22 protein-coding genes are annotated in these 24938 nt (G+C 66.6%); 15 read left to right on the top strand and 7 right to left on the bottom strand.

Annotation, left to right across the window (positions count from 1 at the left end; translation table 11 throughout):
• Positions 1 to 153: 153 nt before the first annotated feature.
• Positions 154 to 1800, top strand: coding sequence for a phospholipase D family protein (locus AB3X99_RS02370; RefSeq protein ID WP_368616250.1), 1647 nt, complete (start codon positions 154 to 156; stop codon positions 1798 to 1800).
• A gap of 102 nt (positions 1801 to 1902) precedes the next feature.
• On the top strand, positions 1903 to 3312 hold the full coding sequence (gene fumC / locus AB3X99_RS02365; RefSeq protein ID WP_069262598.1) for a class II fumarate hydratase: 1410 nt from the start codon (positions 1903 to 1905) through the stop codon (positions 3310 to 3312).
• Between the two features lie 103 nt (positions 3313 to 3415).
• Here fumC and AB3X99_RS02360 read toward each other — a convergent pair whose 3' ends face one another.
• The 3 genes from AB3X99_RS02360 to AB3X99_RS02350 all read right to left on the bottom strand — a co-directional run bounded on the left by AB3X99_RS02360 (position 3416) and on the right by AB3X99_RS02350 (position 5320).
• A complete protein-coding gene (locus AB3X99_RS02360) occupies positions 3416 to 3919 on the bottom strand; it encodes an acyl-CoA thioesterase (RefSeq protein WP_069262939.1) in 504 nt (167 codons plus the stop codon).
• 126 nt (positions 3920 to 4045) lie between these two features.
• Entirely contained in the window at positions 4046 to 5071 is a 1026-nt protein-coding gene (locus AB3X99_RS02355) for a GlxA family transcriptional regulator (protein ID WP_368616028.1), read from the bottom strand.
• A 102-nt stretch (positions 5072 to 5173) separates the two neighbouring features.
• Positions 5174 to 5320 (bottom strand): hypothetical protein, encoded by a 147-nt coding sequence (locus tag AB3X99_RS02350; protein ID WP_176732839.1) that lies wholly within the window; start codon positions 5318 to 5320, stop codon positions 5174 to 5176.
• A gap of 215 nt (positions 5321 to 5535) precedes the next feature.
• On the opposite strand from AB3X99_RS02350, the gene AB3X99_RS02345 reads away from it, so the two are divergent.
• Together AB3X99_RS02345 and AB3X99_RS02340 are read left to right on the top strand one after the other, a co-directional pair.
• Entirely contained in the window at positions 5536 to 6258 is a 723-nt protein-coding gene (locus AB3X99_RS02345) for an ArsR/SmtB family transcription factor (RefSeq protein ID WP_368616027.1), read from the top strand.
• Between the two features lie 229 nt (positions 6259 to 6487).
• On the top strand, positions 6488 to 9025 hold the full coding sequence (locus AB3X99_RS02340; RefSeq protein ID WP_368616026.1) for a DUF6600 domain-containing protein: 2538 nt from the start codon (positions 6488 to 6490) through the stop codon (positions 9023 to 9025).
• Between the two features lie 96 nt (positions 9026 to 9121).
• Here the strand turns inward: AB3X99_RS02340 and AB3X99_RS02335 are convergent, their stop codons facing one another.
• Complete coding sequence (locus AB3X99_RS02335; protein ID WP_368616025.1) at positions 9122 to 10093, bottom strand: thymidylate synthase; 972 nt, start codon at positions 10091 to 10093, stop codon at positions 9122 to 9124.
• Positions 10094 to 10405: 312 nt separating this feature from the next.
• Positions 10406 to 11791 (bottom strand): sigma 54-interacting transcriptional regulator, encoded by a 1386-nt coding sequence (locus AB3X99_RS02330; RefSeq protein ID WP_368616024.1) that lies wholly within the window; start codon positions 11789 to 11791, stop codon positions 10406 to 10408.
• Positions 11792 to 12338: 547 nt separating this feature from the next.
• Here AB3X99_RS02330 and AB3X99_RS02325 point away from each other — a divergent pair.
• The 9 genes from AB3X99_RS02325 to AB3X99_RS02285 all read left to right on the top strand — a co-directional run bounded on the left by AB3X99_RS02325 (position 12339) and on the right by AB3X99_RS02285 (position 21230).
• A complete protein-coding gene (locus AB3X99_RS02325) occupies positions 12339 to 12884 on the top strand; it encodes a hypothetical protein (protein ID WP_368616023.1) in 546 nt (181 codons plus the stop codon).
• Between the two features lie 122 nt (positions 12885 to 13006).
• The gene (locus AB3X99_RS02320; RefSeq protein WP_342945422.1) at positions 13007 to 13507 is read left to right on the top strand and encodes a hypothetical protein; all 501 of its coding nucleotides are present in this window, start codon (positions 13007 to 13009) and stop codon (positions 13505 to 13507) included.
• A complete protein-coding gene (locus AB3X99_RS02315; protein ID WP_176732841.1) occupies positions 13504 to 14133 on the top strand; it encodes a hypothetical protein in 630 nt (209 codons plus the stop codon). The genes AB3X99_RS02320 and AB3X99_RS02315 overlap by 4 nt, the downstream gene beginning before the upstream one ends.
• A gap of 27 nt (positions 14134 to 14160) precedes the next feature.
• Positions 14161 to 15738 (top strand): beta strand repeat-containing protein, encoded by a 1578-nt coding sequence (locus AB3X99_RS02310; RefSeq protein ID WP_368616022.1) that lies wholly within the window; start codon positions 14161 to 14163, stop codon positions 15736 to 15738.
• A gap of 148 nt (positions 15739 to 15886) precedes the next feature.
• Complete coding sequence (locus AB3X99_RS02305; protein ID WP_141710611.1) at positions 15887 to 16576, top strand: C39 family peptidase; 690 nt, start codon at positions 15887 to 15889, stop codon at positions 16574 to 16576.
• 13 nt (positions 16577 to 16589) lie between these two features.
• The gene (locus AB3X99_RS02300; RefSeq protein WP_342945420.1) at positions 16590 to 17435 is read left to right on the top strand and encodes a peptidase C39; all 846 of its coding nucleotides are present in this window, start codon (positions 16590 to 16592) and stop codon (positions 17433 to 17435) included.
• Positions 17436 to 17590: 155 nt separating this feature from the next.
• Positions 17591 to 19093: a hypothetical protein gene (locus AB3X99_RS02295; protein ID WP_368616021.1), complete on the top strand. Its 1503-nt coding sequence runs from the start codon at positions 17591 to 17593 to the stop codon at positions 19091 to 19093.
• Positions 19094 to 19211: 118 nt separating this feature from the next.
• The gene (locus AB3X99_RS02290) at positions 19212 to 20636 is read left to right on the top strand and encodes a sigma 54-interacting transcriptional regulator (protein ID WP_368616249.1); all 1425 of its coding nucleotides are present in this window, start codon (positions 19212 to 19214) and stop codon (positions 20634 to 20636) included.
• 96 nt (positions 20637 to 20732) lie between these two features.
• Positions 20733 to 21230 carry a dihydrofolate reductase gene (locus AB3X99_RS02285; protein ID WP_069262610.1) on the top strand — a complete coding sequence of 166 codons (498 nt, stop codon included), beginning with the start codon at positions 20733 to 20735 and terminating at the stop codon, positions 21228 to 21230.
• Positions 21231 to 21326: 96 nt separating this feature from the next.
• Here the strand turns inward: AB3X99_RS02285 and pmbA are convergent, their stop codons facing one another.
• Positions 21327 to 22697 carry a metalloprotease PmbA gene (gene pmbA / locus AB3X99_RS02280; protein WP_324161641.1) on the bottom strand — a complete coding sequence of 457 codons (1371 nt, stop codon included), beginning with the start codon at positions 22695 to 22697 and terminating at the stop codon, positions 21327 to 21329.
• A gap of 266 nt (positions 22698 to 22963) precedes the next feature.
• On the opposite strand from pmbA, the gene yjgA reads away from it, so the two are divergent.
• Together yjgA and mog are read left to right on the top strand one after the other, a co-directional pair.
• The gene (yjgA, locus tag AB3X99_RS02275) at positions 22964 to 23578 is read left to right on the top strand and encodes a ribosome biogenesis factor YjgA (protein ID WP_069262612.1); all 615 of its coding nucleotides are present in this window, start codon (positions 22964 to 22966) and stop codon (positions 23576 to 23578) included.
• A complete protein-coding gene (gene mog, locus AB3X99_RS02270; protein ID WP_368605520.1) occupies positions 23565 to 24188 on the top strand; it encodes a molybdopterin adenylyltransferase in 624 nt (207 codons plus the stop codon). The genes yjgA and mog overlap by 14 nt, the downstream gene beginning before the upstream one ends.
• 64 nt (positions 24189 to 24252) lie before the next feature.
• On the opposite strand, the gene orn is transcribed toward mog, so the two are convergent.
• Entirely contained in the window at positions 24253 to 24882 is a 630-nt protein-coding gene (orn, locus tag AB3X99_RS02265) for an oligoribonuclease (RefSeq protein ID WP_069262614.1), read from the bottom strand.
• Positions 24883 to 24938 lie beyond the last annotated feature (56 nt).

Genomic DNA, 24938 nt, shown 5'->3' with positions numbered 1-24938 from the left:
TACGCAGCGTGTCCGCCGCCGCAAGACAGGCAGGCCGCTTCCCGTAGAATCTTCGCGAAGCCGTGCAATGAAAACGAACCATCATGCGGCGCGCCGCCATGGAGAATCCGTTTGCCCGTGCATCCCGCCCGATCCGAAACCGTTTCGCAACGCATGACCTTGCGGCGCGTCCCGCCGCAAGCCCTGCCTGGAGCCCCACGGCGAGCCTGCTTCGCGCTCGTTTGCCTCGCGCTGATCGCCGGTTGCGCGACGCGCCCGCCCGCCACCGACTACCCGCGCGAGACGAGCGCGGCGCTGCCGGCACAGCAAGCCAGCGCCACGCCGCTCGGCGCCGCGCTCGCCGCCCCCCTTGCCGCTCACCCCGACGAATCGGGCTTTCGCCTGCTCGCCACCGGCACCGACTCGCTGCAGATGCGCGTCGCGCTTGCGCGCGCGGCGACGAAAACGCTCGACATGCAGTACTACATCGCCAACGAGGACACCACCGGCAAGCTGCTGCTCGGGTCGGCGCTCTATGCGGCCGATCGCGGCGTACGCGTGCGCATGCTGGTCGACGACCTGAATTTTCACGACATCGACCGCCTGATGGCCGCGCTCAACAGCCATCCGAACATCCAGATCCGCGTGTTCAATCCGTACGGCAGCACGAGCGAATCGATGTACCTGCGCACGCGCAACTTCTTCACGAACGTCGACCAGTTCACGCGCCGCATGCACAACAAGGCGACGATCGTCGACAACGAAATGGCGATCGTCGGCGGCCGCAATCTCGGCGACGAGTACTTCAACGCGAGCCCGACGATCGACTTCCGCGACCTCGACGTGCTCACGGCGGGCCCGGTCGCGCAAAGCGTCTCGGCAAGCTTCGACGAGTACTGGAACAGCTCGATCTCCTACCCCCTGCGCGTGCTCAATCATCAGAAGTTCGACGCACACGATCTCGACGCCGCGCGCGACGACCTGCGCCGCCACTGGCACGAGAGCGCCGAACCCTACAACGCCAAGCCGCTCAACGCCACGCCGCTCGCGCAGCAGATCGCGGGCAACACGCTCGGGCTCGTCTGGGCGAAATGGGCGTTCGTGGCCGACTCGCCCGGCAAGATCGCGGGCACCGACAAAGGCGAGCTGGGCGACGCCATGCGCGCGCTGCTCGATCGTATCCATCAGGCGCACAGCAGCGTGCTGGTGTTCTCGCCGTACTTCGTGCCGCACGACACGGGCGTGCAAACTATCCGCGCGCTCACCTCGCATGGTGTGCGTGTGGCGATCCTCACCAATTCGCTCGCCGCCACCGACGCCGTGGCGGTGCAGGCCGGCTACAGCCCCTACCGCGTGCCGCTGCTCGAGGCCGGCGTCGAGCTCTACGAGTTCAAGCCGCAGCAGGAGGAGCACGACGACGAGCAGCGCTTCGGCGTGGTCGGTTCGCGCTCGCGAGCGAGCCTGCACGCCAAGGCTTACGTGATTGACGACAGCACGCTCGTGATCGGCTCGCTCAATCTCGATCCGCGCTCGGCACGCCTGAACACCGAGCTTGCGCTCACCATCGAGAGTCCGCCGATCGCGCATGAAGTCGCCGACCTGTTCAAGCGTGCGACCTCGCCGCAGGTGAGCTACCGCGTGACGCTCGCGACGCCCGAACAACTGGCGCTGCTCAAAGGCACGACGGTCAACTCGGCGCTCGTCTGGACCGACGAGGAGAACGGCATGATCCGCACCTACAACCTCGACCCTGGTGCGGGTTTCTACAGAAATGTCCTAACCGGGCTATTCTTGCTGTTGCCGGTCGATAGCCAGCTTTGAAGCGGCTTTGAGCGCACGTCGCTATCGGGCGAGCAAAACGTAGAACGCTTGACTCGCAAGCCGCGGGAGCCGAAGGCGCCGCCTCAATCACCGGAGGATCAAATGACCGCAAGCAACGAAAGCGTCCGCATGGAGCGCGACACGTTCGGCGAAATCGCCGTGCCCGCCCAGCAGCTTTGGGGCGCGCAGACGCAGCGATCGCTGCAGAACTTCCGCATCTCCACCGAAAAGCAGTCGCCGGAACTCATCACCGCGCTTGCGACGATCAAGCGCGCTGCAGCCGAAGTGAATCTCTCGCTAGGCGTGCTCGACGAGACCAGGGCGCACGCGATCATGCAGGCCGCCGACGAGATCATCGCGGGAAAGCATCCGGGCGAATTCCCGCTTGCGGTCTGGCAAACGGGCTCCGGCACGCAAACCAACATGAATCTCAACGAGGTGATCGCGAACCGCGCGAGCGAGATTCTGGGCGGGGAGCGGGGCGAGGCGCGCAAGGTGCATCCGAACGACGACGTCAACCGCGGCCAGTCGTCCAACGACGTGTTCCCGACCGCGATGCACGTGGCCGCCGCCTACGGCATCGTCAAGCATCTGCTGCCGGCGCTCAAGACGCTGCGCAATACGCTCGATGCGAAGGCGAAGGCCTTTGCCGACATCGTGAAGATCGGCCGCACGCACCTGCAGGACGCCACGCCGCTCACGCTCGGCCAGGAGTTCTCGGGCTATGTTGCGCAGCTCGATCACGGCATCAAGCACGTGGAATCTTCGTTGCCCCATCTGTATGAACTCGCGCAGGGCGGCACGGCCGTAGGCACGGGCCTGAACGCGCATCCGCAGTTCGCGCACAAGGTGGCGGAAAGCATTGCGAAGCTGACGGGCGTGCCCTTCGTCACCGCGCCCAACAAGTTCGAGGTGATGGCCGCCGCAGACGCGCTCGTGTTCGCGCACGGCGCGCTCAAGACCGTGGCGGCGAGCCTCATGAAGATCGCCAACGACATTCGCTGGCTCGCGAGCGGTCCGCGCTGCGGCCTGGGCGAGCTGTCGATTCCCGAAAACGAGCCGGGCAGCTCGATCATGCCGGGCAAGGTGAACCCTACGCAGTCGGAAGCCGTGACAATGCTCTGCTGCCAGGTGTTCGGCAACGACGTTGCCGTGAACATGGGAGGCGCGAGCGGCAACTTCGAGCTGAACGTGTTCCGCCCGATGATCGCGCACAACGTGCTGCAGTCCATCCGCATGCTCGCCGACGGTGCGCTCAGCTTCAACGATCACTGCGCGGTGGGGATCGAGCCGAACCGCTCGCGCATCGACACGCTGCTCAACGAATCGCTCATGCTCGTGACGGCGCTCAATCCGCACATCGGCTACGACAAGGCCGCGCAGATCGCCAAGAAGGCGCACAAGGAAGGCACCACGCTCAAGGCCGCCGCGCTCGCGCTGGGACACGTGACCGAGCAGCAGTTCGACGAATGGGTGAAGCCCGGCGAGATGGTCGGCAACGCGAAGAAATAAGGTCTATTTGCAGGGCTGAAATGCAAAACGGGCGGCGTGGTTCAAACCCTCGCCGCCCGTTTTTTCATGCTGGCGCAACAGCGTGCCTGCGTGTCGACCCTGCTTAAACCTGCCCTTTCGCCACTTCCTCGGGCTTGAGTTCGACGATCGCGTCGAGCGCTTCCTTCACGTCGAGCGCGTACTTCGCGAGGCGCTTCTGCTCGTCCGTTTCCGGCACGTACGTGGGCACGGGAATCGGATTGCCGTTTTCGTCGACGGCCACGAACACGATCAGGCAGTCCGTGGTGAGCCGTAGCTGGCCGCTCTTCGGATCGCCGGCATGCACGGTGATGTGAATATGCATCGACGTGCGGCCCGTGGCGACCACGCGCGCGCGCAGCTCGACCATGTTGCCGACGAGAATCGGCCGTCGAAAGCGGATATTGCCCACGCTCACCGTGACGCAATAGCGGCCGGACCAGACCGCGGCGCACGCATAAGCCGTCTCGTCGATCCACTTCATCAGCGCACCGCCGTGCACTTTGCCGCCGAAGTTCACCGAAGTCGGCTCGGCGAGGAACCGGAACGTCGTTTCCGAACGGTCCAGCGGCTGGGTAGGCGTCTTCATCTCGGCTTGGCTCATGGCGAAAAGCCGCGTACGGCGGCTCGTATGGTGGGGTAAGGAGGCGTTGATTATACGAGCGCAATAAGACAGAGAGCCGCAGCCGCCTGCCAAACGCCATCGGCGGTGTTTCTAGCTCGCCGCGAATCGCGCCCGATAGTCGAGGGGCAGCACGCCGTAGGACCTTTCGAACGCGCGCCGCAGATTCTGCTCGGTGCCGAAACCGCAGTCGGCCGCAATGCGCTTGAGCGGGCGGCGCGACTGCACGAGCGCGTGGGCGGCGGCCTCCACGCGCATCGCCGCGACCGTGCGCGCAGGCGTGCGCCCCACTGCGTCGACATATCGGCGCGCGAACGTGCGCGGGCTCATGCGCGCTTCTTCGGCCAGACGCTCGACGCTCAGCTCGCCGTGCAGGTTGGCGGCCATCCAGCCGTGCAGCGCGTCGAACTCCGCGCCCGCGCTGGCCTGGGCCGCGAGTGCCTCGCTGAACTGCGACTGGCCGCCGGGCCGCTTCATGAACACGACGAGGCGGCGCGCCGCCTGCATCGCGACCGCATGGCCGCAGTCCTCCTCGATCAGCGCGAGCGCGAGATCGATGCCCGCCGTCACACCCGCCGACGTCCACACCACGCAGCCGTCGCGCTCGTCGCGGATAAAGATCGGCTCGGGATCGACTTCGATACGGGGAAAACGGCGCGCGAGCTGCGCCGCGTTGCGCCAGTGCGTGGCCGCGCGGCGACCGTCGAGCAGCCCCGCTGCCGCGAGATAGAACGCCCCCGTGCAGACCGACGCGACGCGGCGCGCGTGCGGCGCGGCCGCTGCGATCCAGGCGACGAGTTCGGGTTGCAGCGCGGTGGTGTCGTCGATGGGGACGCCGGGGACGATCAGCGTGTCGATCGTGGCAGGGTCGAGCGTGTCGAGCCGCTCGGTGACGATGGGCATGCCCGCGAAGGTGGGCAGCACGCCGCCGGCGACCGAGGCAAGCGTCGTGCGGTAGGCGCAGGGATCGCCGCCGCGGATACCGCTCGCGACACGCATCGTCAGCTCGGCGCGCCAGAACGCCTCGACGGGACCGCAGGCGTCGAGCAGCACGAGCTCCGGCGCGACGGCGAACACGACATGGCGTGCGGGCGTTTGGGACGGCGGTTGAGACGGCATGGCGGCGGACTCGATGCTGACGATCTGTCTGCATCATCGCACGCGCGCCTTTGGCAGTCAGGCCAAAGCAACATCAAAAACTGCCAGATGATGCCAGGCCGCTCACTTGTGGAACGTGATGCCCTCGTCGATCGTGCCGTACATCGTGATGCCGCTGGCACCGCTCGACGACGGCGCGGAACCGCCTGCGCAGGCGGTGCACAAGGCGGCGAGCGCGGCGACGGCAAAAAGAGCGAGGAAGCGTTTCATGAAAGGCCGGGCCGATTGCGTGAATGAACGATTTTAGCGCGGGGCTCTGGCGCACCGCAGTATGTACCGCCGCAGGCAATGCCTCGACCTCACCGCGGGGATCTCGAGTGGTTGCAATCGACACTTCACCATAGACTGAAACGTCGAATGCGACAATTCGCTAAAGTCACGGTGTGGGCGGCGTCAGCCGCCATCGCAACCATGAAGGAGCCGCCATGAACCTTCCCGCCACCGACGAGTCGAGCCACTTCCCGGGCCTCGCACGCGTTGCCGCACTCCTCGCCGATCCGGGCCGCGCCGCCATGCTGTGGGCGTTGATGGACGGCAGCGCGCGGCCCGCGGGCGAACTCACGATGATCGCGGGGCTGTCGCCTTCGGCGGCGAGCGGCCACCTCGCGCGCCTGACCGACGGCGGGCTCCTCGCGCTCGACGTGCGCGGCCGCCACCGCTACTACCGCATCGCCAACCCCGAGATCGCTGCGGCGATCGAGGCGCTCATGAACGTCGCGCAGGTGTCCAACACCGTCACCTCGCAACGCCCGGCGCCGCGCCCCGCGCGTACGGTGCCGCTCGAGATGCGCCATGCGCGCACCTGCTATGACCACATGGCCGGAGAAGTGGCCGTGCGGGTGTTCGAACGTCTCGTGGACGGCGGCCTGCTGGTGCGCGACGGCGACACCCTCGAAGCCACCCCCGAAGGCGCAACGCGTCTCGCGGCCTGGGGCGTGGACGTGGCGGCGCTGCGCGCGCGGCGGCGGCGCTTCGCCTGCACCTGCCTCGACTGGAGCGAGCGCAGGCCGCACCTGGGCGGCGCACTCGGCGCGGCGCTGCTCGATTCGTGGACGCAGGGCGGCTGGATCGAGCGCACGAGCCGCCCGCGCGTGTTGCGCATCACACCCAAGGGACAGCGCGAGTTCGACGCAATCGCCGGTGCCTGAGACACCGGCTGCACGCGCGGAATTAGCTGACAATTACCGTACAACATCGCCGATTTCGCGCGCAAAAATGCGAGTTTCGCGCGCGGTCACACGTTCTGTTACATCTGGTGCATAAGCCTTAACAAATCCGTGAGCATGGAAACAAGCCCGCCGGATACAGTGCCCTGCATGGGATAGCGCTAAACGCTGCGGCAGCCAAGCGCCAAATCCCATCGACAGGAGAACAATGATGACGCGCACACCTACGATCACCCAGTTTCGGCTCACTTCGCGCCGCACGCTGTTTGCGCTCGCCGCGCTCGCGGCGCTGAACCTCGCAGCCGCGCCCGCGGTCTTCGCGCAGGCAGCGCCGCCCGATGCCGCGACCGCCCCCGCTGCCACGGGCGGCGATCCGCCGAGCCGCGTCGCGCGTCTGGACTACATGGCCGGCGCCGTGACCACCGAGCCGGCCGGCGCGAGCGACTGGTCGTACGCGCAGCTCAACCGCCCGCTCACGACCGGCGACCAGCTCTGGAACGACGCCAATGGGCGCTCGGAAATGCACATCGGCTCGACGGCGGTGCGCCTCGGCGCGCAAACGAGCCTCGACGTCCTCAATCTCGACGATCAAACCGCGCAGCTCAAGATCGCGCAGGGCACGCTCTCGACGCGCGTGCGCGAAGTGGCGCCCGGCAGCTCGTATGAAATCGACACGCCGAACCTCGCACTCGGCGTGACGAGCCCCGGCGACTATCGCGTGGATGTGGCACCCGACGGCAGCAGCACGACCGTCACCGTGCGCAGCGGGAGCGTGACCGTGTACGGCGAAAACGGTCAGACGCCGATGACGGCCGGCCAGCAGATGCGCTTCGCCGGCACCGACCTGCAGCAGGTGGCGAGCGACCAGACGCCGCCGCCGGACGCCTTCGACCAGTGGGGGCTCGCGCGCGACGCCGCCGAGGACCGCTCGGTCTCGGCGCGCTATGTCTCGCGCGACGTCCCGGGCTACCAGGACCTCGACAACAACGGCACGTGGCGCAACGATCCGCAATACGGCGAAGTCTGGACGCCGAACTCGGTGCCCACCGGCTGGGCGCCGTATCACGACGGCCACTGGGTGTGGCAGGCGCCGTGGGGCTGGACGTGGGTCGATGACGCGCCCTGGGGCTTCGCGCCATATCACTACGGACGCTGGGCTTACGTCGACGATTCGTGGGCGTGGGTGCCCGGGCCGGTCGTCGAAAGCGCGCCGCCCGTCTATGCGCCGGCGCTGGTCGCGTTCGTGGGCGGCGGCGACGGCGGCACGGACTGGGGCGTCAACCTCGCGGTAGGCGGCGTCGCGGCCGCGGGCGTCGCGTGGTTCGCGCTCGGGCCGGGTGAGCCATGGCATCCGCACTGGGGCGGCTGGAGCCCGCACTACTACGAGCGCGTGAACCAGACCGTCGTCGTCAACAACTACCGGCGCGACGTCAACATCACGAATATCAACGTTCACAACACCTACGTGAACTATCGCGCGCCGGGTGCGGTGACGGCGGTACCGGCCACGGCGTTCGTCCACGGTCAGCCGGTCTCGCGGTTCGCGCAGCGTGTCGATCCGCAGCAATGGCGCAATGCGCGCATCGACCCGGGCACGCCTGGCATCGCGCCTGTGAAGGGCAGCTTCGGGCCCAACATGCGCCGCGCCGACTACCGGCCGCCCGCGGCGCTCAATCAGCGTCAGGTCGTCGCCACGCGCGCGCCCGTCGCACCGCCCGCATTCCACGACAACCTCGCGCAGCGCTTCGCCCACGCCGGCGGCACGGTGCCGGGGGCAGGCGCGCCCGTGGTGCGCGTCTCGGCGCCGGCGCATGCGCCGTCCTCGCCGTTCTCTGCCGCAGCTCACGGCGCGTGGCCCGCACAGAACGTGCGTGTCGTGCCGCCGCACTCACCGGTGCTTGGTGCGACGGGCAGGCCGGCGGCCCCGCAGGCGCAAGCCGGTCGTCCGGACATGCCTGGCGGCGCCCCCCAACCGGGCGCCGCAGCCGCCAACGCCATGCCGCGTGGCCCCGAACATGGCCAGGCGGGCATGCCGCCTGCTGCCGCGCAGGAACATGGCGTGCCGCGTCCGCCGCAGTTTGCGGGCCGGCCCGGAGGCGGCGCGCCTGCAGCCGGTCAGCCCGGCCCGGGCGCGATGAACGCGGCCAACGCGGCGCGCGGCGAAGTGCATCAACCGGCCTGGACACAGCCGCACGCGCCGATGGCCACACGAGGCCAGCCGGGCAGCAACGAGGCAGGCCGCCCGCCCGCCGTCGCGATGCAGGAGCAGCGTGACGCGGCGCGTGGCCAGCCGCAGCCGCAAGCGCAGCAACGGATGCCCGAGCCAGCCGCGGCGCAGCACGGCCAGCAGATGCCGCAGCAAGCCGAGGCGCGGCCGGCGCAGCAGCCCGCGGCGCGCCCCGAGTTTCATCCGCAAGCGCAAGCGCAGCCGCAGCCGCAACAGCGTGCCGAGGTCCGTCCGCAACCCCAGCCGCAACCGCAGCAGCGCGCCGAGGTCCGGCCGCAGCCGCAGCCCCAGCCGCGTCAGGAATTCCATCCGCAGCCTCAACCGCAGCAGCGCGCCGAAGCCCGTCCGCAGCCGCAACCGCAGCCGCGCCCGGAATTCCATCCGCAGCCCCAGCCCCAGCCGCAGCAGCACGCGGAGGCCCGCCCGCAGCCGCAGCCCCAACCGCGTCCGCAGCCGCAGCCCGCGCCTCATCCGCAAGAGCGTGCAAGCGGTGGCAATCACGACGATCGCCACCACGGCTGATCGACGCGCCGCCAACGAAAAAGCCCGCGAACGTCGCCGTTCGCGGGCTTTATTCATGGCGCGGTCATACCGGCCACTCACGCAAATGCAAGCGCCTCACACTGCCATCGGCGCGGTCAGCGGCTCGTGATGCCGGTAGTCGACGAGCGAGAAGTCCGACGGCTCGACCTTTTCGAGCCACTGAGGCTCGTAGACGCCCGTCTTCGCGTACTCGGGCACGCGCTCGGAGATGGCCAGACGCGGGCTCGCGTACGGCTCCCGGCGCAGCTGCTCGTTGAGCATATCGAGCTGGTTCTCGTAGATATGCGCGTCGCCGATGAAGTACGTGAACCAGCGCGGCGTATAGCCCGTGAGCCGGCCCACCAGGTGCAGCAGCACCGCGCCTTCGGTGAGGTTGAACGGCGTGCCGAGGCCCACATCGTTGCTGCGGATGTAGAGGCACAGCGAGATTTCGCGCTTTGTCGGGTTCGGCAGGAACTGGTACAGCAGATGGCAAGCCGGCAGCGCGATCTCTTCGAGCACGGCCGGATTCCAGCCATGAAACAAAATTCGCCGGTCGGTGGGGTTGCTCATGATCGTATCGAGGCACTGACGCAGCTGGTCCACCGCCTTGTAGAGCAGCACCTTGGAGCGGCCATCCTCGGTAAATTCTGCCACGCGCGCATAGCCGCGCGACTGCGCGTCGGCGAGCTGTGCGGCGGCGTCGCCGTCGAGCACCTTGTAAGCAGGCCAGCGCCGCCATTGCACGCCGTACACGTCGCCCAGGTCGTCCGTGCCCTGGCGGTACGGGTTGGCGAGCCACTGGGCGTTCTCGTTCGCGTTGGCGTCCCAGACCTTGCAGCCCAGCGCCCGGAAGTCGGCTGCGCTGCGCGAGGCGCGCAAAAATCCGATCAGCTCACCCACGGCCGACTTGAATGCCAGCTTCTTCGTCGTCACCGCGGGGAAGCCCTCCTGCAGGTCGAAGCGCAGCATGGCGCCCGGCTGGCTGATCGTGCGGATGCCGGTGCGGTTTTCCTGCCAGGTGCCGGTGTCGAGAATCGAGCGGACGAGCTCGAGATACTGTTTCATGCGCGGTTCCCTCGTCGGGCACGTGGCGCCCGGTTCGGATTCAGGATGGAAAAGGAGGATTTTACCCGGCGCGCGCGTCCCGGGTCGGCCGCGCCGAAAGCGCAAGTGCATCACGCAACGGTGACAAGGGCGGAACGCCCACAGGACGGGCTATGACGAGCCCGGAGAAAGTCTCGCGACGCTATAAGACGCAGCGAGATGAAACGCATGGCAAAGGCTGCGCAAAGCGACGGCGCGCGATCCACGCGTGGAGCACGAAAGTGCCGGTCGCCTCAATCGACGTCAATCGCCCTCAGGCAACCCCACCCCGCCTCAACCGCCCGAAACCAGGCCGCCCGGATGCGGCGCGAGCGGCTCGCTTTCCATATGGCGCATGCCATGCGCGCACAAGAGCCGGTACAGCGTCACGCGCGAGATGCCGAGCTCCTGGGCGGCGTCACCGAGGCGGCCGCGGTGGCGCAGCAGCGCGAGTTCGATGGCCTGGCGCTCGGCGGCTTCGCGCGCCTGGGCGAGCGAGACCGGCACCACCTCGACGTAGTCGCCGAGTTCGAGATCGCGCGCCGTGATCGCACGGCCCTCCGACATCACGATGGCGCGCCGCACGCGGTTGATCAACTCGCGCACGTTGCCGGGCCAGCTGTAGTTGTGCAGGGCGGCGATGGCGTCGGGCGAAAAGCCGCGCAGGCGCCGGCTGCCGTCCTTCTTGAAGCGCTCGAGCATGTGCCGCGCGAGCAGCTCGATGTCCTTGCCGCGCGCGCGCAGCGGCGGCTCGTCGATCTGCAGCACGCACAGACGGTGATACAAATCCTGGCGGAAGCGCCCTTCCACCATCGCCGCGCGCATATCGACGTGCGTGGCCGAGATGATGCGCACGTCCACGGGAATCGACTGATGACCGCCCAGGCGCTCGATCTTGCCTTCCTGCAGGAAACGCAGCAGGCTCGCCTGGCTTTCCATCGGCAGGTCGCCGATTTCGTCGAGAAAGAGCGTGCCGCCGTTGGCCGATTCGACCCGGCCGATCTTGCGCTGGCTCGCGCCCGTGAACGCGCCGCGCTCGTAGCCGAACAGCTCGGACTGCAGCAGGTGCGGGGGAATGGCGCCGCAGTTGATCGGCACGAACGGCGCGCTGCGGCGCGCCGAGCGCTCGTGGATCGCCACCGCCGTGAGTTCCTTGCCCGTGCCCGACTCGCCGGAGATGAACACCGGCGCATCGGTCAGCGCGACCTTGCGGATCGAGCGGAACAGCGCCAGCATCGCCTCGCACGAGCCGACCATTTCGCCTTCGGTGCCGCCCGTGGTGTCGTTCGAGGCGACTTCGCAGAGCGAGACCATGCCATACGCGTGGCCGACGGAATCGACGATCCGATCGCCGTTCCAGGGGACCGTTACGTAATCGAAACAGTAATCGCGCACCAGACGGCGCAGCGTTGCGTCCTGCAGCTGGCCCGTCGTGGTCGCAGCCACCCAGCCGACATTGGGCAGCGTGAGGCACGGCTCGAACGAGCCGATTTCATGCAGATGGAATTCGCTGGAAAGATCGAGCAGCCCGCCCGCAGGCATCCCTGCGCGCAGAGCGCGCCGCGCGTCCCGTGCGTTGCCGACGATCTCCACCTGCCAGCCACGCTCGTGGAACCGCTCGTTCAACGCTTCGACCGGTTTTCGCGTCACGTACACCAATTGCCGCGTTGCAGGTTCCATTATTCAGATCCTCTTGCCAACACCATCGTTTGGGAATGACGGCACGCACCTGAATGTACAGACACGCAGCAAAAAGCGGCTTTCGCGTACCTGAAAAACAGTGAACGCGCATGCTTTTGCTGACAGTGAATCCCCGAGTTGTGGCGTGTGTGTCAACTTGCCCAGTTGCGGGCGTTTTCTTTTAGGCATTACGGCTTTTTCTGAAGCTTACTATAGCCTCGTGGCACTTGGATAGAATTTATGCAATGGGAATGGATAAGGGACCGATGGAAATGTTTCCACTAGTTTTCCGGCATTTTGTCAGTGCAGAAAGAATTACGGATGTTTCCTTTCTCTCAATAGTTAAGTGTCTGGCGCGCAAACGTTCTCCTTTGAAACCCGTATCGCATTCCAAACGGGTTTAAACAGCCCCACGTTTCAGCGCTGAAACATTTTGGCGAATATCCGCCATTCAAAATTTGCAGAGAATAGTGCGGTTCGAAGCGTATCAATGGATTGCGGGCGATGGCACACGTTTCGCTAAATGTCTCGCATCAGGAGATACGCCATGCGACTCAACATCCAGCAGGTCCGGCGCAGTGTCATTGGCTACGGCAGTGCATGTGCCGCCATGCTCGTTCCCGCCGCCCTCCTCCTACTCTCGCCCGGTGCTCGCGCACAGGCAGTGGACGATGCACCTGCCGCGCCAACTGCGGTTGCCAGCGTCGCCAGCGCCACCCCGGATGTCGTTCCTGCAACACCTGCGGCACTCGTTCCCGCCACGCTAGCAGTGGGCACGCCGGCCAGCGACGCGACTTCGACCGCCGCGGCCCCGGCCAGCAACACGGCCGCCAGCGCCCCCGCCCCGGCCGACCCCGTCGCCTTTGGCAATGACGGCGTCTTCGCGGGCATCGGCTCTCTCGACGACCAGACGCTTTCGCGCCAGCGCGGCGGCGCCGTCGGCATGGTGATGATGGCTGCCACCCCGCAACTGATGCGCGGCAACAACAACGTGACGCTCTGGGACGAAATCGCGCCGCCCGCACCGCTGCCGATCCCTGTCGACGCGACCCAGAACACGCAGGGCAACCTCGCGAGCTACACGAGAAAGTAACGATGAGATAGCACCCGCGCCGCTTGCTGCGCGGTGTCCTGGTTCGCTGCGAACACGCGCGGCCAGGACGAAATGACCGGACAAGGCGCCGATGTGCCGACTCCGGCCAGGAGGAGACCAGCATGAGAGCACGCAATGCGACGCGCGGCACCAGCCGCCGGTCGGCCCAGTTCGCCGCCGCCCTGTGCGGCTTACTGGCCGCGAGCGTCACGGCGGGCGTGGCCGCCCAGCAGGTCACGAATCCCGGCGACGTCATCGTCGAACGAGACATCACGCCGCGCAGCGCTTTCGACAACGTGCCGAAGAATCAGGACCCGGTGCTCGTGCGCGCCACAACCTTCCCCAAGAACAGCTTCGACCCGGCGATGGCGACGCTCGTCACCGACACCGATCTCACCAACGCGCACGGCTCGAGCGGCGTCAACGCGAACGGCGCATTGAGTGCGCAGACCGCCGGCGTCCAGGCGCTCACGCGCATTCTCACGGGCAGCGCAACCGGCTCGAATGTGGCGGCCGGAGCCGGCGCGACCGGCGGCGTCGGCGCCGGTCTCGGCGGCACGATTTCCTCGACGATCACAGGCGCGCTCGCCCCACTCTCGGGCGCCATGGGAGGCATGAAATGAGCCGTTCGATCCAGACGTCACGCGCGTGGCGCACGGCGCTTTCCGGCGCGCTCGCCGGCGTCGCCGCGCTCGCCTTCGCGAGCGCCGCGCAGGCCCAGGTGAGCGTCGGCGCGACGGCGAGCATCGCCCCGGGCGCCGCCACCTCGACGACCGGCGCGCTCACGGTGAACGAGACCGCGGGTGTCGACAACGCGCAGGCCAACCAGCTGACGATCACGACCGGCAACGTGTCGATCAACGTCAACGGCGACGAGCAGCTCGCCAGCGTCACGGCGCGACTCAAGGGCGCGAGCGCGACGATAGGTGCAGGAGCTTTTGCAAACGCGAACGGCGCAATGATGGTGAATCAGTCGGCGGGCGTGGGCAATGTCCAGCGCAACACTGCTCTCATCAGCAGTGGTGCGATTGGTGTAGTGGCGGTCTCGGACGGGGAACTGTCCGCGGCGGCTGCTCAAAACGGCGGTCAGGGGCAAATGGCCCAGGCAGGGGGTATTCGTGAGGTACGCATCGACAATGCGGCATTCAGGAATGCGACGGGCCTCGTGCAGGTGAACCAGACGGCCGGCGCCGGTAACGCTACGGCAAACAGTTTTGTGCTCCGTCCCCCGGCGGGCACTCTTTTTTAACTGACCACTCAGTATCGGAGCGAAATCATGAAGCGCACCCTCATAGCAGCGGCAGTTCTTGCGTCGGCGGTAGGCTCCGCTCACGCGGCAAATTCGGCGTATCTCTTCAACGCCACAGGCGTCACGCAATACGTAGGCATCGAAGGCTTTGTCGCGCTGTTCGGCTGCGTCTCGGTTTCGAGCACCGCCGGCGCCGTCATCAACAACAACCAGACCACCGGTGGCGGCACGCTGCTTCCGCAAGCGCAAAGCTACAACAGCGGCAAGATCACCACGGCAGTGAACAACACCACGTGGAGCGTGACGGGCACGGGCAGCAATTCCTTCTCGAAGTCCTCGAGCTCGAGCGAGTCGAGCAGCTCGTCGTCGTCGAGCAGTTCGTCGCATTCGCATCAAGTGAATGCGTCGAACTCGAAGAGCTCGTCGAGCAACTCGAGCTTCAGCAAGACCTTCAACGCAAGCGCGAGCGCCGACTATCACGTCGCGACCGACAATGGCAGCACACATGACCACACGACTGCCAGCACCTATAGCGACACGGGCAGCGCGGCCCTTGGCACGAGCTACAGCAGCGTAGGCAACAACACGTCGACGAAGTCGCAGAGCGGCAATGGCAGCCTCCAGGCCAACGCATCGTGGTCGCACACCGGCAACCACCGGAACGGCTCGGCCGGCATCGACCTCACTGGCTCGGAAAGCACGTCGCACACCACGACCAACTCGCACAACAACAGCGACACGACGAACGTCGGCGCGGCCTGGTCCGTGAACAACAACAAGAATACGAGCAACAGCTCGACGACCGCCAATACGGCTCATGCTGACGGCACGGCCAGCGCCGCGCTTTCGACGAGCGTGAACGGCACGAGCGAAAAGTCGAAGAACTCGTCGAGCACGTACGCATCCATGTACAGCTCGTCGAGCTCCAGCTCGGATTCGGATAGCCACTCGTCGTCGCGCAGCTCGAGCTCGAGCAAGAGCTGGGGCTACAACGTGAGCGACTCGCTCAACACCGTCGACGAGCACACCACCGGCTCCGTTACGCAGCATATCAACACACAACAGGCGGGCACGCTCGACGCCAATACCGGCAACGGCGCAGCAACCGGCGTGACGGGCAACCTCGGCGTGAACATCGCTGAAGGCATCAACAACGCGCAAAGCAACGACGTCGCGCTCGCTTCCGTCGACATGGGCAACGTGTTCGGCAACGCGCAGATCTTCAACACGCAGGCGTCCAGCGGTAGCGCCCACGTGAAGAACTTCAACCTGAACGCGTCTGTCGGCGACGGCTCTCTCGCCAACGTATCGGGCAACGTCGGCGTGAACGTCGCATCCGGCATCGGCAACGCGCAGAACAACAGTCTTGCGGGCTCGGTGACGACGGCAACCCCGGGTGCCTACTCGACGGTTGCGATGGTCGCGACGGATAACAGCTCGCAGAACGCCAACATGTCGGCAGTCGGCCAGTTCCAGGGTACGGCCAGCCTCGGCGCCAATACGCTCACCGGCGCGCAAGGCAACATCGGCGTGAACATTGCCGGCGGCATCGGCAACCTGCAGCACAACGGCATGGCAATCGCCGCGATGAACAACGGCCACTAAGCACGGTTGGCAGCACTGCAGGAACTGGGCTCGCCCCAGGCAGAAAACGCAGCAAGCAACGCGCGCCGGCTGTCCCACCGCAGCCGGCGCGCATACCAGAAGGCAGGAGACCACCATGTCCGGGCCCGTATCGACCCCGGCATCAAGGATGTTTGTCGTCGCGCTGACGCTCTCGGCCAGCGCAGCCCTTGTGCCTGTGCATGCGCAGCAGTCGACGCTCGACGCGACCCACCTCGTCGGCGTGCCGGTGAAGCTGCCGCTCCACTCGATGCGGGACCTGCGCTATCGCAGCATCGTCAGCCAGCAGTACGACTACAGCTGCGGCGCCGCCGCACTCGCCACACTGCTCAAGTATGGCTACGGCATCGACATCCCCGAACCTGAGCTGATCCGCCAGATGATGGTGTTCTCCACGCCCGAGGTGGTCGTCAAGAACGGCTTCTCCATGCTCGACATGAAGAAGTTCGTCGAGACGATCGGCTTGCGCGGCCGCGGTTTTCGCGTCAATACCGACGCGCTCTACCACCTGCAGATTCCCGTGCTGGTGCTCATGAACATCGATGGCTACGAGCACTTCGTGATCGTCAAGCACGCCGAGAATGGCCGCATCTTCATTGCGGACCCCGCGCTCGGCAACCGGATCGTCGCCGAAGACGACTTCGCCAAAACATGGAACGGCCTCGTCTTCGCGGTGCTCGGCAAACCGTTCCTGGAGGACTCTCCGCTGTTGCAGAACAACGAGTCGCTCGCGCTCAAGCTGCGTGAACAAGCCTTGCTCAATGGCACCGCGGCGACTCCCTTCTTCGAGTACGGCCTCGATAAGGCCGTCATGTTCTGAAGTCCGAAGAATCATGAAACGCAACCTCTCACAGTGTGGCATCGCGGCAGCCGTCTGCGCGCTCGCCTGCGCTTTTTCGAGCGGTGCGCTAGCGGCTGAAGGCATCGGCTCGCCGCAACCGGTGCCGGCGTTTCTCGCGAACGCCGACGGACAGGCGCAAGGCATCCGCTGCGAAGCCGTCGGCGACGACGTGCTCGCGCATCAGACCGGCAAATATGCCGGCAGCGACATGATTTCCGGGTTCGTTCTGAACCTGCTTTCTCAATGGCAATTGCCAAACGGCGCGACCGCAGTCGCGCAAGGCGCGCTCGCGGTCGCCCAGAACGCGGCCAACCAGGTGAGCGCGCAGGTGAAGACCTACGCAACCGTGATCGACCCGACGCAGAGCGGGGCCACGGGCGCAAACAGCGGCGCCAACCCGAACGCGACGGCCACCGGCGGCCAGAACGTCTCGATCAACGGCGTCTCGCAGATCACCCAGGTGGCCGGCAACGGCAATACGGGCGCCAATGCCGCCACCATCTCCTATGACAACAACGCGCCGCACCTCGCGAATCTGCCAGGCGCCGCCAACCAGTCGAGCGCGTCGGCATCGAACGCGACCGGCAGCATAAGAGCGGGCATCTCGTTCGGCAGTAACGGCGTCAACGTGACGCTGCAGACGCCGGCGGGCATCGCCACGCAGAACATCGTGCCGGGCAACTTGCAGCAAGCCGGCGCGATCGCCCAGTTACTCCAGGTCGCAGGCAATAACCAGCAGGTCGCCAACCAGTTGCAACTGAGTCTGCAGACGCAGCAGATGACGTCGCAAATGATCCGGCAGACCGGCGTATTACAGGCTCTGCGAAATCTCCACTAACCGAGGGCCTACACGAGACGTGCCAGTCAAGGAGACCACCACGCGGGCAAGGACCCGCGCGAGAAGCAGCACTTTGAATGAGGAGCATCGACGTGCGCGGGCGTGGAACCAGGGGGTTCCGCCGGGCGCCCGCATTCGATCCCGGGGGAAGAACAATGAAGATGATGTCCAGGGCGGCCGCGCCACACGTGTCGCTGGCCGCCATTCCAGCAGCCGTTTTACTATTCGCGCTCTCGCAATCCGCCCACGCGCAGGCGCTACAAAGCCAGTCGATCGAGGACCGCCTGAATACGCTCATGCGCGTCGTCGACGAGCAGCAGAGGCAAATCCAGTCGCTGGAGCGCCAGGTGACGAACCTCGAAATGGCGCAACGCGGCCGCGGCATGCCGGGCGCGGGCGCGCCTGACGCCGCGTCGGGCGCGACGGTCGCGGAACAGCCGGGCGCAGACGGTCTGCCTGTGCCCCTGCCGCCGCTCGCCCAGGCGCTGCCGGGCGCGACGGCGCCGGGTTCGCTCACCGGCACGGCCACGGGCGTGCCGGTGAACCCGCCCTCGCCCGACGCGGGCGCGACCAATGGTGCGACCGGCACTTCGGCCGCGAGCGGGCCGCAGCAGGGCGCGCCCGTTGGTATCAACCCGGGCGTCAATCCCAACACTGGCAGCCCGACCGTGGGCGAGACGCAAAAGAGCGCCGAGCCGTCGCGCACGCAAGCCGAAGAGGCGGTCGTGCAGCGCGAGCACGCGCCGCTCTTCGACCACAAGCTGACGTTGGACTGGGGCATCAGCGACAGTTACTACGATCGGCGCCAGCTCCAGCTTTCGGGCTTTCTTGCACTCGACGCGATCTTTCTCGGCAACATCAATCTGGGGCAGACCAAGTCGCACACGATCACCGCCGACCTCGACACGCGCTACGGCCTCACGGACCGCATGAGCATCGATGTGGACGTGCCTTATGTCTACCGGCACAGCACCTTCATCGTGGGTGGCGCGGGCGGCTCGGCCAGCACGCTCACGGATGCATCGGTCAATTCGAACGCCATCGGCGACGTGAACTTCGGGATCTACTACCAGCTCCTGAAGGAAACCAACAGCATTCCCGACGTGGTCGGCAGCCTGCGCGTGAAAACGGCGACCGGCACCTCGCCGTTCGGCATCAAGGTTCAGCAGATCACGCCCGACAACACCAATCTCGTCGCTCCCAGCAAGCTGCCTACAGGCACGGGCTTCTGGAACGTCACGGCCGGCATCTCGGTGCTGAAGACCTACGACCCCGTGGTGCTGTTCGGCAGCTTCTCATACACGTACAACATCTCACGCTCGTTCGCCGACATCTCCTCGGTGATCGGGCAGACCGAGCCTGCCGAAGTGAAGCTCGGCGACATCATCCAGTTCGGCGGCGGCGTAGCGCTCGCCTTCTCGGACAAGGACTCGGCGAGCATTTCGTACACCATGGCCATCGAGCCGCAGTCGAAGACCAAGTCGCCGGGCGGCACCTGGACCGGCGTGCCGGGCAGCCAGACGACCGCCTCGGTGCTCAACTTCGGCCTGAACCACGTGGTGAACAAGCACCTGACGATCAACGGCGCGGTGTCCGTCGGGCTCACGCCCGATGCACCGAACTTCGTCGTCGGCGTGCGATTCCCTTACACCTTCTGATCACATGAGGCCGATCGTGCGCGAATCCTCACATCTGGGCGCCACTGTGACACCACTCGCCGGAGCCGGGCAGCGTCTCGCCGTGGGCGGGCCGCCGCTTGCCGAAGATGTCCCCGACGTGGGCCGCGCGCGCGATGCGAAGCCCGAGGCGGGCATCGAGCGCACCCTGCTGTATGTCGCGCGTACACCCGACCCGCTGCTGTGTGCCTACCTCAAGAGCCGTGGCTGGGAAATCTCGACCGCGCGCACGGTGCACGAGGCCTCGCGCCTCGTGAAGCCGGAGGAGGCCTACGCCGGCATCATCGATCTCACGGGTTTCGCGCCGCGCGAGTTCGCGGGCCTCGAGACGATTCTGCGGCTGCAGCAGGTGGGATGGATCGCGCTCACCGACGATACGCGCCTCACCGACGCCGAAGTGCGGCGCTTGATCCGCCACTATTGCTTCGACTACGTGCACGTGCCGGTCGCGCATGCGACGCTCGACTACCTCGTGGGCCACGCGTTCGGCATGGTGTCGCTGTGCGATCTCGACACGCCGGCCGCCGCCGCGAGCCAGGACGATGACGAGATGGTCGGCACCTGCGAAGCGATGCAGCAGCTCTTTCGCACGATCCGCAAGGTGGCCAACACCGATGCCACCGTATTCATCTCGGGCGAATCGGGCACTGGCAAGGAACTCACGGCGCTCGCGATCCACGAGCGCTCCGCGCGGCGCAAGGCGACCTTCGTGCCGATCAACTGCGGCGCGATTCCGCACCATCTTCTGCAATCCGAATTGTTCGGCTACGAGCGCGGTGCGTTCACGGGCGCGAACCAGCGCAAGATCGGGCGCGTCGAATCGGCCAACGGCGGGACGCTCTTTCTCGACGAAATCGGCGACCTGCCGCTGGAAAGCCAGGCAAGCCTGCTGCGCTTTTTGCAGGAAGGCAAGATCGAGCGGCTGGGCGGCCGCGAGCAGATTCCCGTGGACGTGCGCATCATTTCGGCCACGCACGTCGATCTCGAGGCGGCGATGCGCGACGGACGCTTTCGCGCCGACCTCTTTCACCGCCTGTGCGTGCTGCGCGTGGACGAGCCGCCGCTGCGCGCGCGCGGCAAGGACATCGAAATTCTCGCGCATCACGTGCTGCACAAGTTCAAGCAGGACAGCGCGCGCCGCATCCGCGGCTTCACGCCAGACGCCATCGAGGCCCTGTACAACTACAACTGGCCTGGCAACGTGCGCGAGCTCATCAACCGCGTGCGCCGCGCGATCGTGATGGCCGAAAGCAAGCTGATCTCGGCGGAGGATCTCGATCTCGCGCACTTCACCGCGCAGCAGACGGTCACGCTCGCGCAGGCGCGCGAGGCCGCGGAGCGGCGCGCGATCGAAGCGGCGCTGCTGCGGCACCGGCACCGGCTCACGGAAGCCGCTGCCGATCTCGGCATCTCGCGCGTGACGCTTTACCGGCTGATGGGCACGCACGGCCTGCGCGATGAAAAAACGTTCTTTGGCGGCGATGCGGAAAACCAGGCGGAATTGCCGCCCGACGGGCAGGACTGAAAGAGCCGATACCGCAGGGGAAGCGCGTCGGGGCGCCCGGCGCGCTCGGGTAGAATGACTGCGAACAGCTTACAACCTCGCACCTCTACCCTTTCGATGACGACGCTCACTCTCATTGTCGCGCGCGCCCGCAACGGCGTGATCGGCCGCGACAACGCGCTGCCCTGGCGGCTCCCCGAAGACCTCGCGTTCTTCAAGCGCACCACGATGGGCGCGCCCATCATCATGGGCCGTAAAACGCACGAATCGATCGGCCGCGCCTTGCCGGGCCGCCGCAACATCGTCGTGACGCGCGACGCGGGCAAGCGCTTTCCCGGCTGCGACACCGCCACGAGCCTCGACGAGGCGCTCGCGCTCGCGGCCCAGGACCAGGCGCCCACGGCGTTCCTGATCGGCGGCGCGCAGCTCTACGGCGAAGGACTCGGGCTTGCGCGCGAACTCGTCGTGACGGAAATCTCCGCGGACTTCGAGGGCGACGCCACCTTCCCCGCGCCCGACCCCGACGTGTGGCAGGAAACGTCGCGCGAGTCGCTGCATGCGAATGCACCGAACGACTTCGATTTCGCTTTCGTGCGCTACGTGCGGCGGGATTGATCGACGGAGGCGCGCAGCGCGGCCTACCAAAAGCAAAACGGCACGCCAGGGCGTGCCGTTTTTCATCGAGCCAGCGCAGAAGGCGCTAAAGGGCGCTTACTGGCCCGCCACCGTCATCCGCTCGATCAGCACCGAGCCGGTCTGACGCGTGCCGCGCGCGAGCGTATCCGCGCCCACGGCGACGATGTGGTGGAACATCTCCTGCAGCGTGGAAGCCACCGTGATTTCTTCCACAGGGTACTGGATCTTGCCGTTCTCCACCCAGAAGCCCGACGCGCCGCGCGAATAGTCGCCCGTCACGAAGTTCACGCCCTGCCCCATCAGTTCCGTCAGCAACAGGCCCGTGCCGAGCTTTTTCAGCATCTCCTCGAAGTCGTCCTCGGGCTTCGTGAGCGAGCTCTGGAACTGCAGGTTGTGCGACCCGCCGGCGTTGCCCGTGGTCTGCATGCCGAGCTTGCGCGCCGAATACGACGACAGGAAATAGCCCTGCACGATGCCGTCCTTCACGACTTCGCGGCGCTGCGTGCGCACGCCCTCTTCGTCGAACGGCGCGCTGCCGGCCGCGCGCGGCACATGCGGGTCCTCGACGATCTGGATGTGCGGCGCGAACACCGGCTTGCCGAGGCTGTCGACGAGGAACGACGTCTTGCGATACAGCGCGCCGCCGCTCACAGCCTGCACGAACGCGCCGAGCAGGCCCGCCGCGAGCGGCGCCTCGAACAGCACCGGCACCTTGCGCGTGTCGAGGCTGCGCGCGTTCAGGCGTGAAAGCGCACGCTCGGCCGCATAACGCCCGACGGCTTCGGGGGAGGCCAGCTCGGCCGCGCTGCGCCGCGAGGTGTACCAGTCGTCGCGCTGCATGTTGCGGCCGACGCCTGCGATAGGCGCACAGGAAACGTAGTGGCGCGAGTACGGATAGCCGTGCATGAAGCCGCCCGAGGTGGCGAGCACGAACTGCGAATGCTGCGCCGACACGCTCGCGCCTTCGGAATTCTTCACGCGCGGGTCGACGGCGAACGCGGCGTCTTCGGCGCGGCGCGCGATTTCCACGGCCTCGTCGGCGGAGAGATTCCACGGGTGATAGAGGTCGAGGTCGCGCGGCGCGGTTTCGAGCAGATCGCGCTCGGCGAGGCCCGCGCAGTCGTCGTCGGCGGTGAAGCGCGCGATGTTGTACGCGGCCGCCACCGTGTCCTTGAGCGCCTGCGGCGAAAAGTCCGAGGTGCTCGCGTTGCCGCGCTTGTTGCCGATATAGACGGTCACGCCGACCATCTTGTCGCGGTTGTGCTCGATCGTCTCGACCTCGCCGCGCCGCACCGAGACGGACAAACCGTCGCCTTCGGAAATCTCGGTCGCGGCGTCGCTCGCGCCGAGCGCGCTGGCATGCCGCAGGATGTCTGACGCGATCTCCTTCAGCTCGTCCTGGGTGTGGGGGAAAAAGCGTTGCCGGGCTTCGATGTCTGCTGCCATTGTCGTTACGGTCCGGTATTGGGCCGGTGCGGCCCGCTGATGTCGTGTTTCGCTGGTGTCGATTCAGGTGCCTCGGAACGCGCAGCGTTCGCAAAGCGCATCCCGCGATCATAGCAAGGTATGTGAACACGCATCACAGGCGCTTTCGCCGCCTGGCCCCCGCACCAACCGCCGTACCAATGCCCGCACCCGCATCGGGCCGCCGGCGCCGCTTTCCGCCGACTTCCAGCCCGAGCCGCACGCGCGCGCACGCTACAATACGCCCCATGAAACGCAAAACCCGCATTCAACCGATGAACGACGCTGTCGCCGAGCAGGACGACAACGGCTACGATCGCCCGAGCAAATCGCAGCTCAAGCGCGACATGGAAGCGCTCCAGGAACTCGGCCAGGCCCTCGTGGAACTGCCCAAGGACGCGCTCAAGCGCATGCCGATGACCGAAGACCTCGCGGACGCCGTCCACGAGTGCCGCCGCATCACCGACCACGAAGGCCGTCGCCGCCAGCTCCAGTATGTGGGCCGCATGATGCGCGGGCTCACGGAGGCCGAAGTCGCCGCGCTGCGCACGAAGCTCGACGAGCACCGCGGCGTGAACAGGGCCGCCACGGCGCGCCTGCACTGGATCGAGCGCACGCGCGACAAGCTGCTCGCGGACGACGCCGCGCTCACCGAATTCATCCGCCAGCACCCCGCCGCCGACCCGCAGGAAGGCCGCACGCTGATCCGCAACGCGCGCCGCGAGCAGGAGCAAGGCAAGCCGCCCAGGTCCTTCCGCGAGCTGTTCCAGTGGATCAAGGACGCGAGCGCCCAGGGCGCCGGCGAGAGCGAAGACCAGGACGACGAGCGTGCCGACGAGGACCGCGAAGATGACGAAGCCTGAGCGCAGCCATCCTGACGAACTCGTGATCGGCCTCGTGTCGGTCAGCGACCGCGCGACGAGCGGCGTCTACGAGGACAAGGGCATTCCCTCGCTGATGGAGTGGCTCGGCAACGCGCTGAAAACGCCGTGGCGCGCCGAAACGCGCCTGATCCACGACGACGCGGGAACGATCTCCGCGACGCTCACGGCGCTCGTGGACGGCCTCGGCTGCGACCTCGTGTTGACGACGGGCGGCACCGGCCCCGCACGCCGCGACGTGACGCCCGAGGCGACGCTCGCGGTCGCGACAAAGGAAATGCCGGGCTTTGGCGAGCAGATGCGCCAGATCAGCCTGAATTTCGTGCCGACGGCCATTCTGTCGCGCCAGGTTGCCGTGATCCGCGAGAACGACGACCACGCGGCGCTCATCATCAATCTGCCGGGGCAGCCGAAGTCGATCAAGGAAACGCTGGAAGGCTTGCGCGACGATCAGGGCGCGGTGAAGGTGCCGGGTATTTTTGCTGCCGTGCCGTACTGCATCGACCTGATCGGCGGACCGTATATCGAAACCGATCCGAACGTCGTGGCGGCGTTCCGGCCCAGGAACGCGCAGCGGGCGCCGCGCGCTTGACACTCGAACTTCAACGATCGCGCAGCAGCGGCAGCGCCGCTGCTGCTGCGTGTCTCAACGGCGCTCAGAGCGCCGGGCCGGCCTCGCCTGCCGCCACGTCGGGCACGATGCCCGGCGCCGGAACGAGGAAGTGCTCGCGGTAGTACTTGAGTTCGTCGATCGACTCGTGGATGTCGGCGAGCGCCGTGTGCATCGCGCGCTTCTGGAAACCCTTGTAGAGGGTGGGCTGCCAACGGCGGCACAGCTCCTTGAGCGTGCTCACGTCGAGATTGCGGTAGTGAAAGAAGCGCTCGAGCGTGGGCATCCAGCGCGCCATGAAGCGGCGGTCCTGGCAGATCGAGTTGCCGCACATCGGCGACTTGCCCGGCGGCACGTATTGCGAAAGGAACGCCATGATCTGCTCGGTCGCGGTTTCTTCCGTGACGGTCGAAGCGCGCACGCGCTCGGTGAGGCCCGAGCGGCCATGTGTGTTGCGGTTCCATTCGTCCATGCGGTCGAGCACCGACTCCGGCTGATGGATGGCCAGCACGGGGCCTTCCACGAGCTTCTCGAGCGTCGAGTTCGTCACCACCACGGCGATCTCGATGATGCGGTCGTTGTCGGGATCGAGGCCCGTCATCTCCATATCGAGCCAGATCAGGTTCATGTCGGTGCGCTCGATGAGCGGCGCGCCGGCAGCGGTAATGTCAGTCATGAAAGGCAACCCGAAGAGCGTTGGTGGCGCGGCGCGTGCGCGGCATCGACAGGATG

Origin of the sequence: Paraburkholderia sp. BR10882, from assembly GCF_040948855.1 — a bacterium.
GTDB classification, from domain to species: domain Bacteria; phylum Pseudomonadota; class Gammaproteobacteria; order Burkholderiales; family Burkholderiaceae; genus Paraburkholderia; species Paraburkholderia nodosa_A.
The sequence above is the reverse complement of the archived record's forward strand: the minus strand, read 5'-3'. Positions and strand labels throughout refer to the sequence as shown.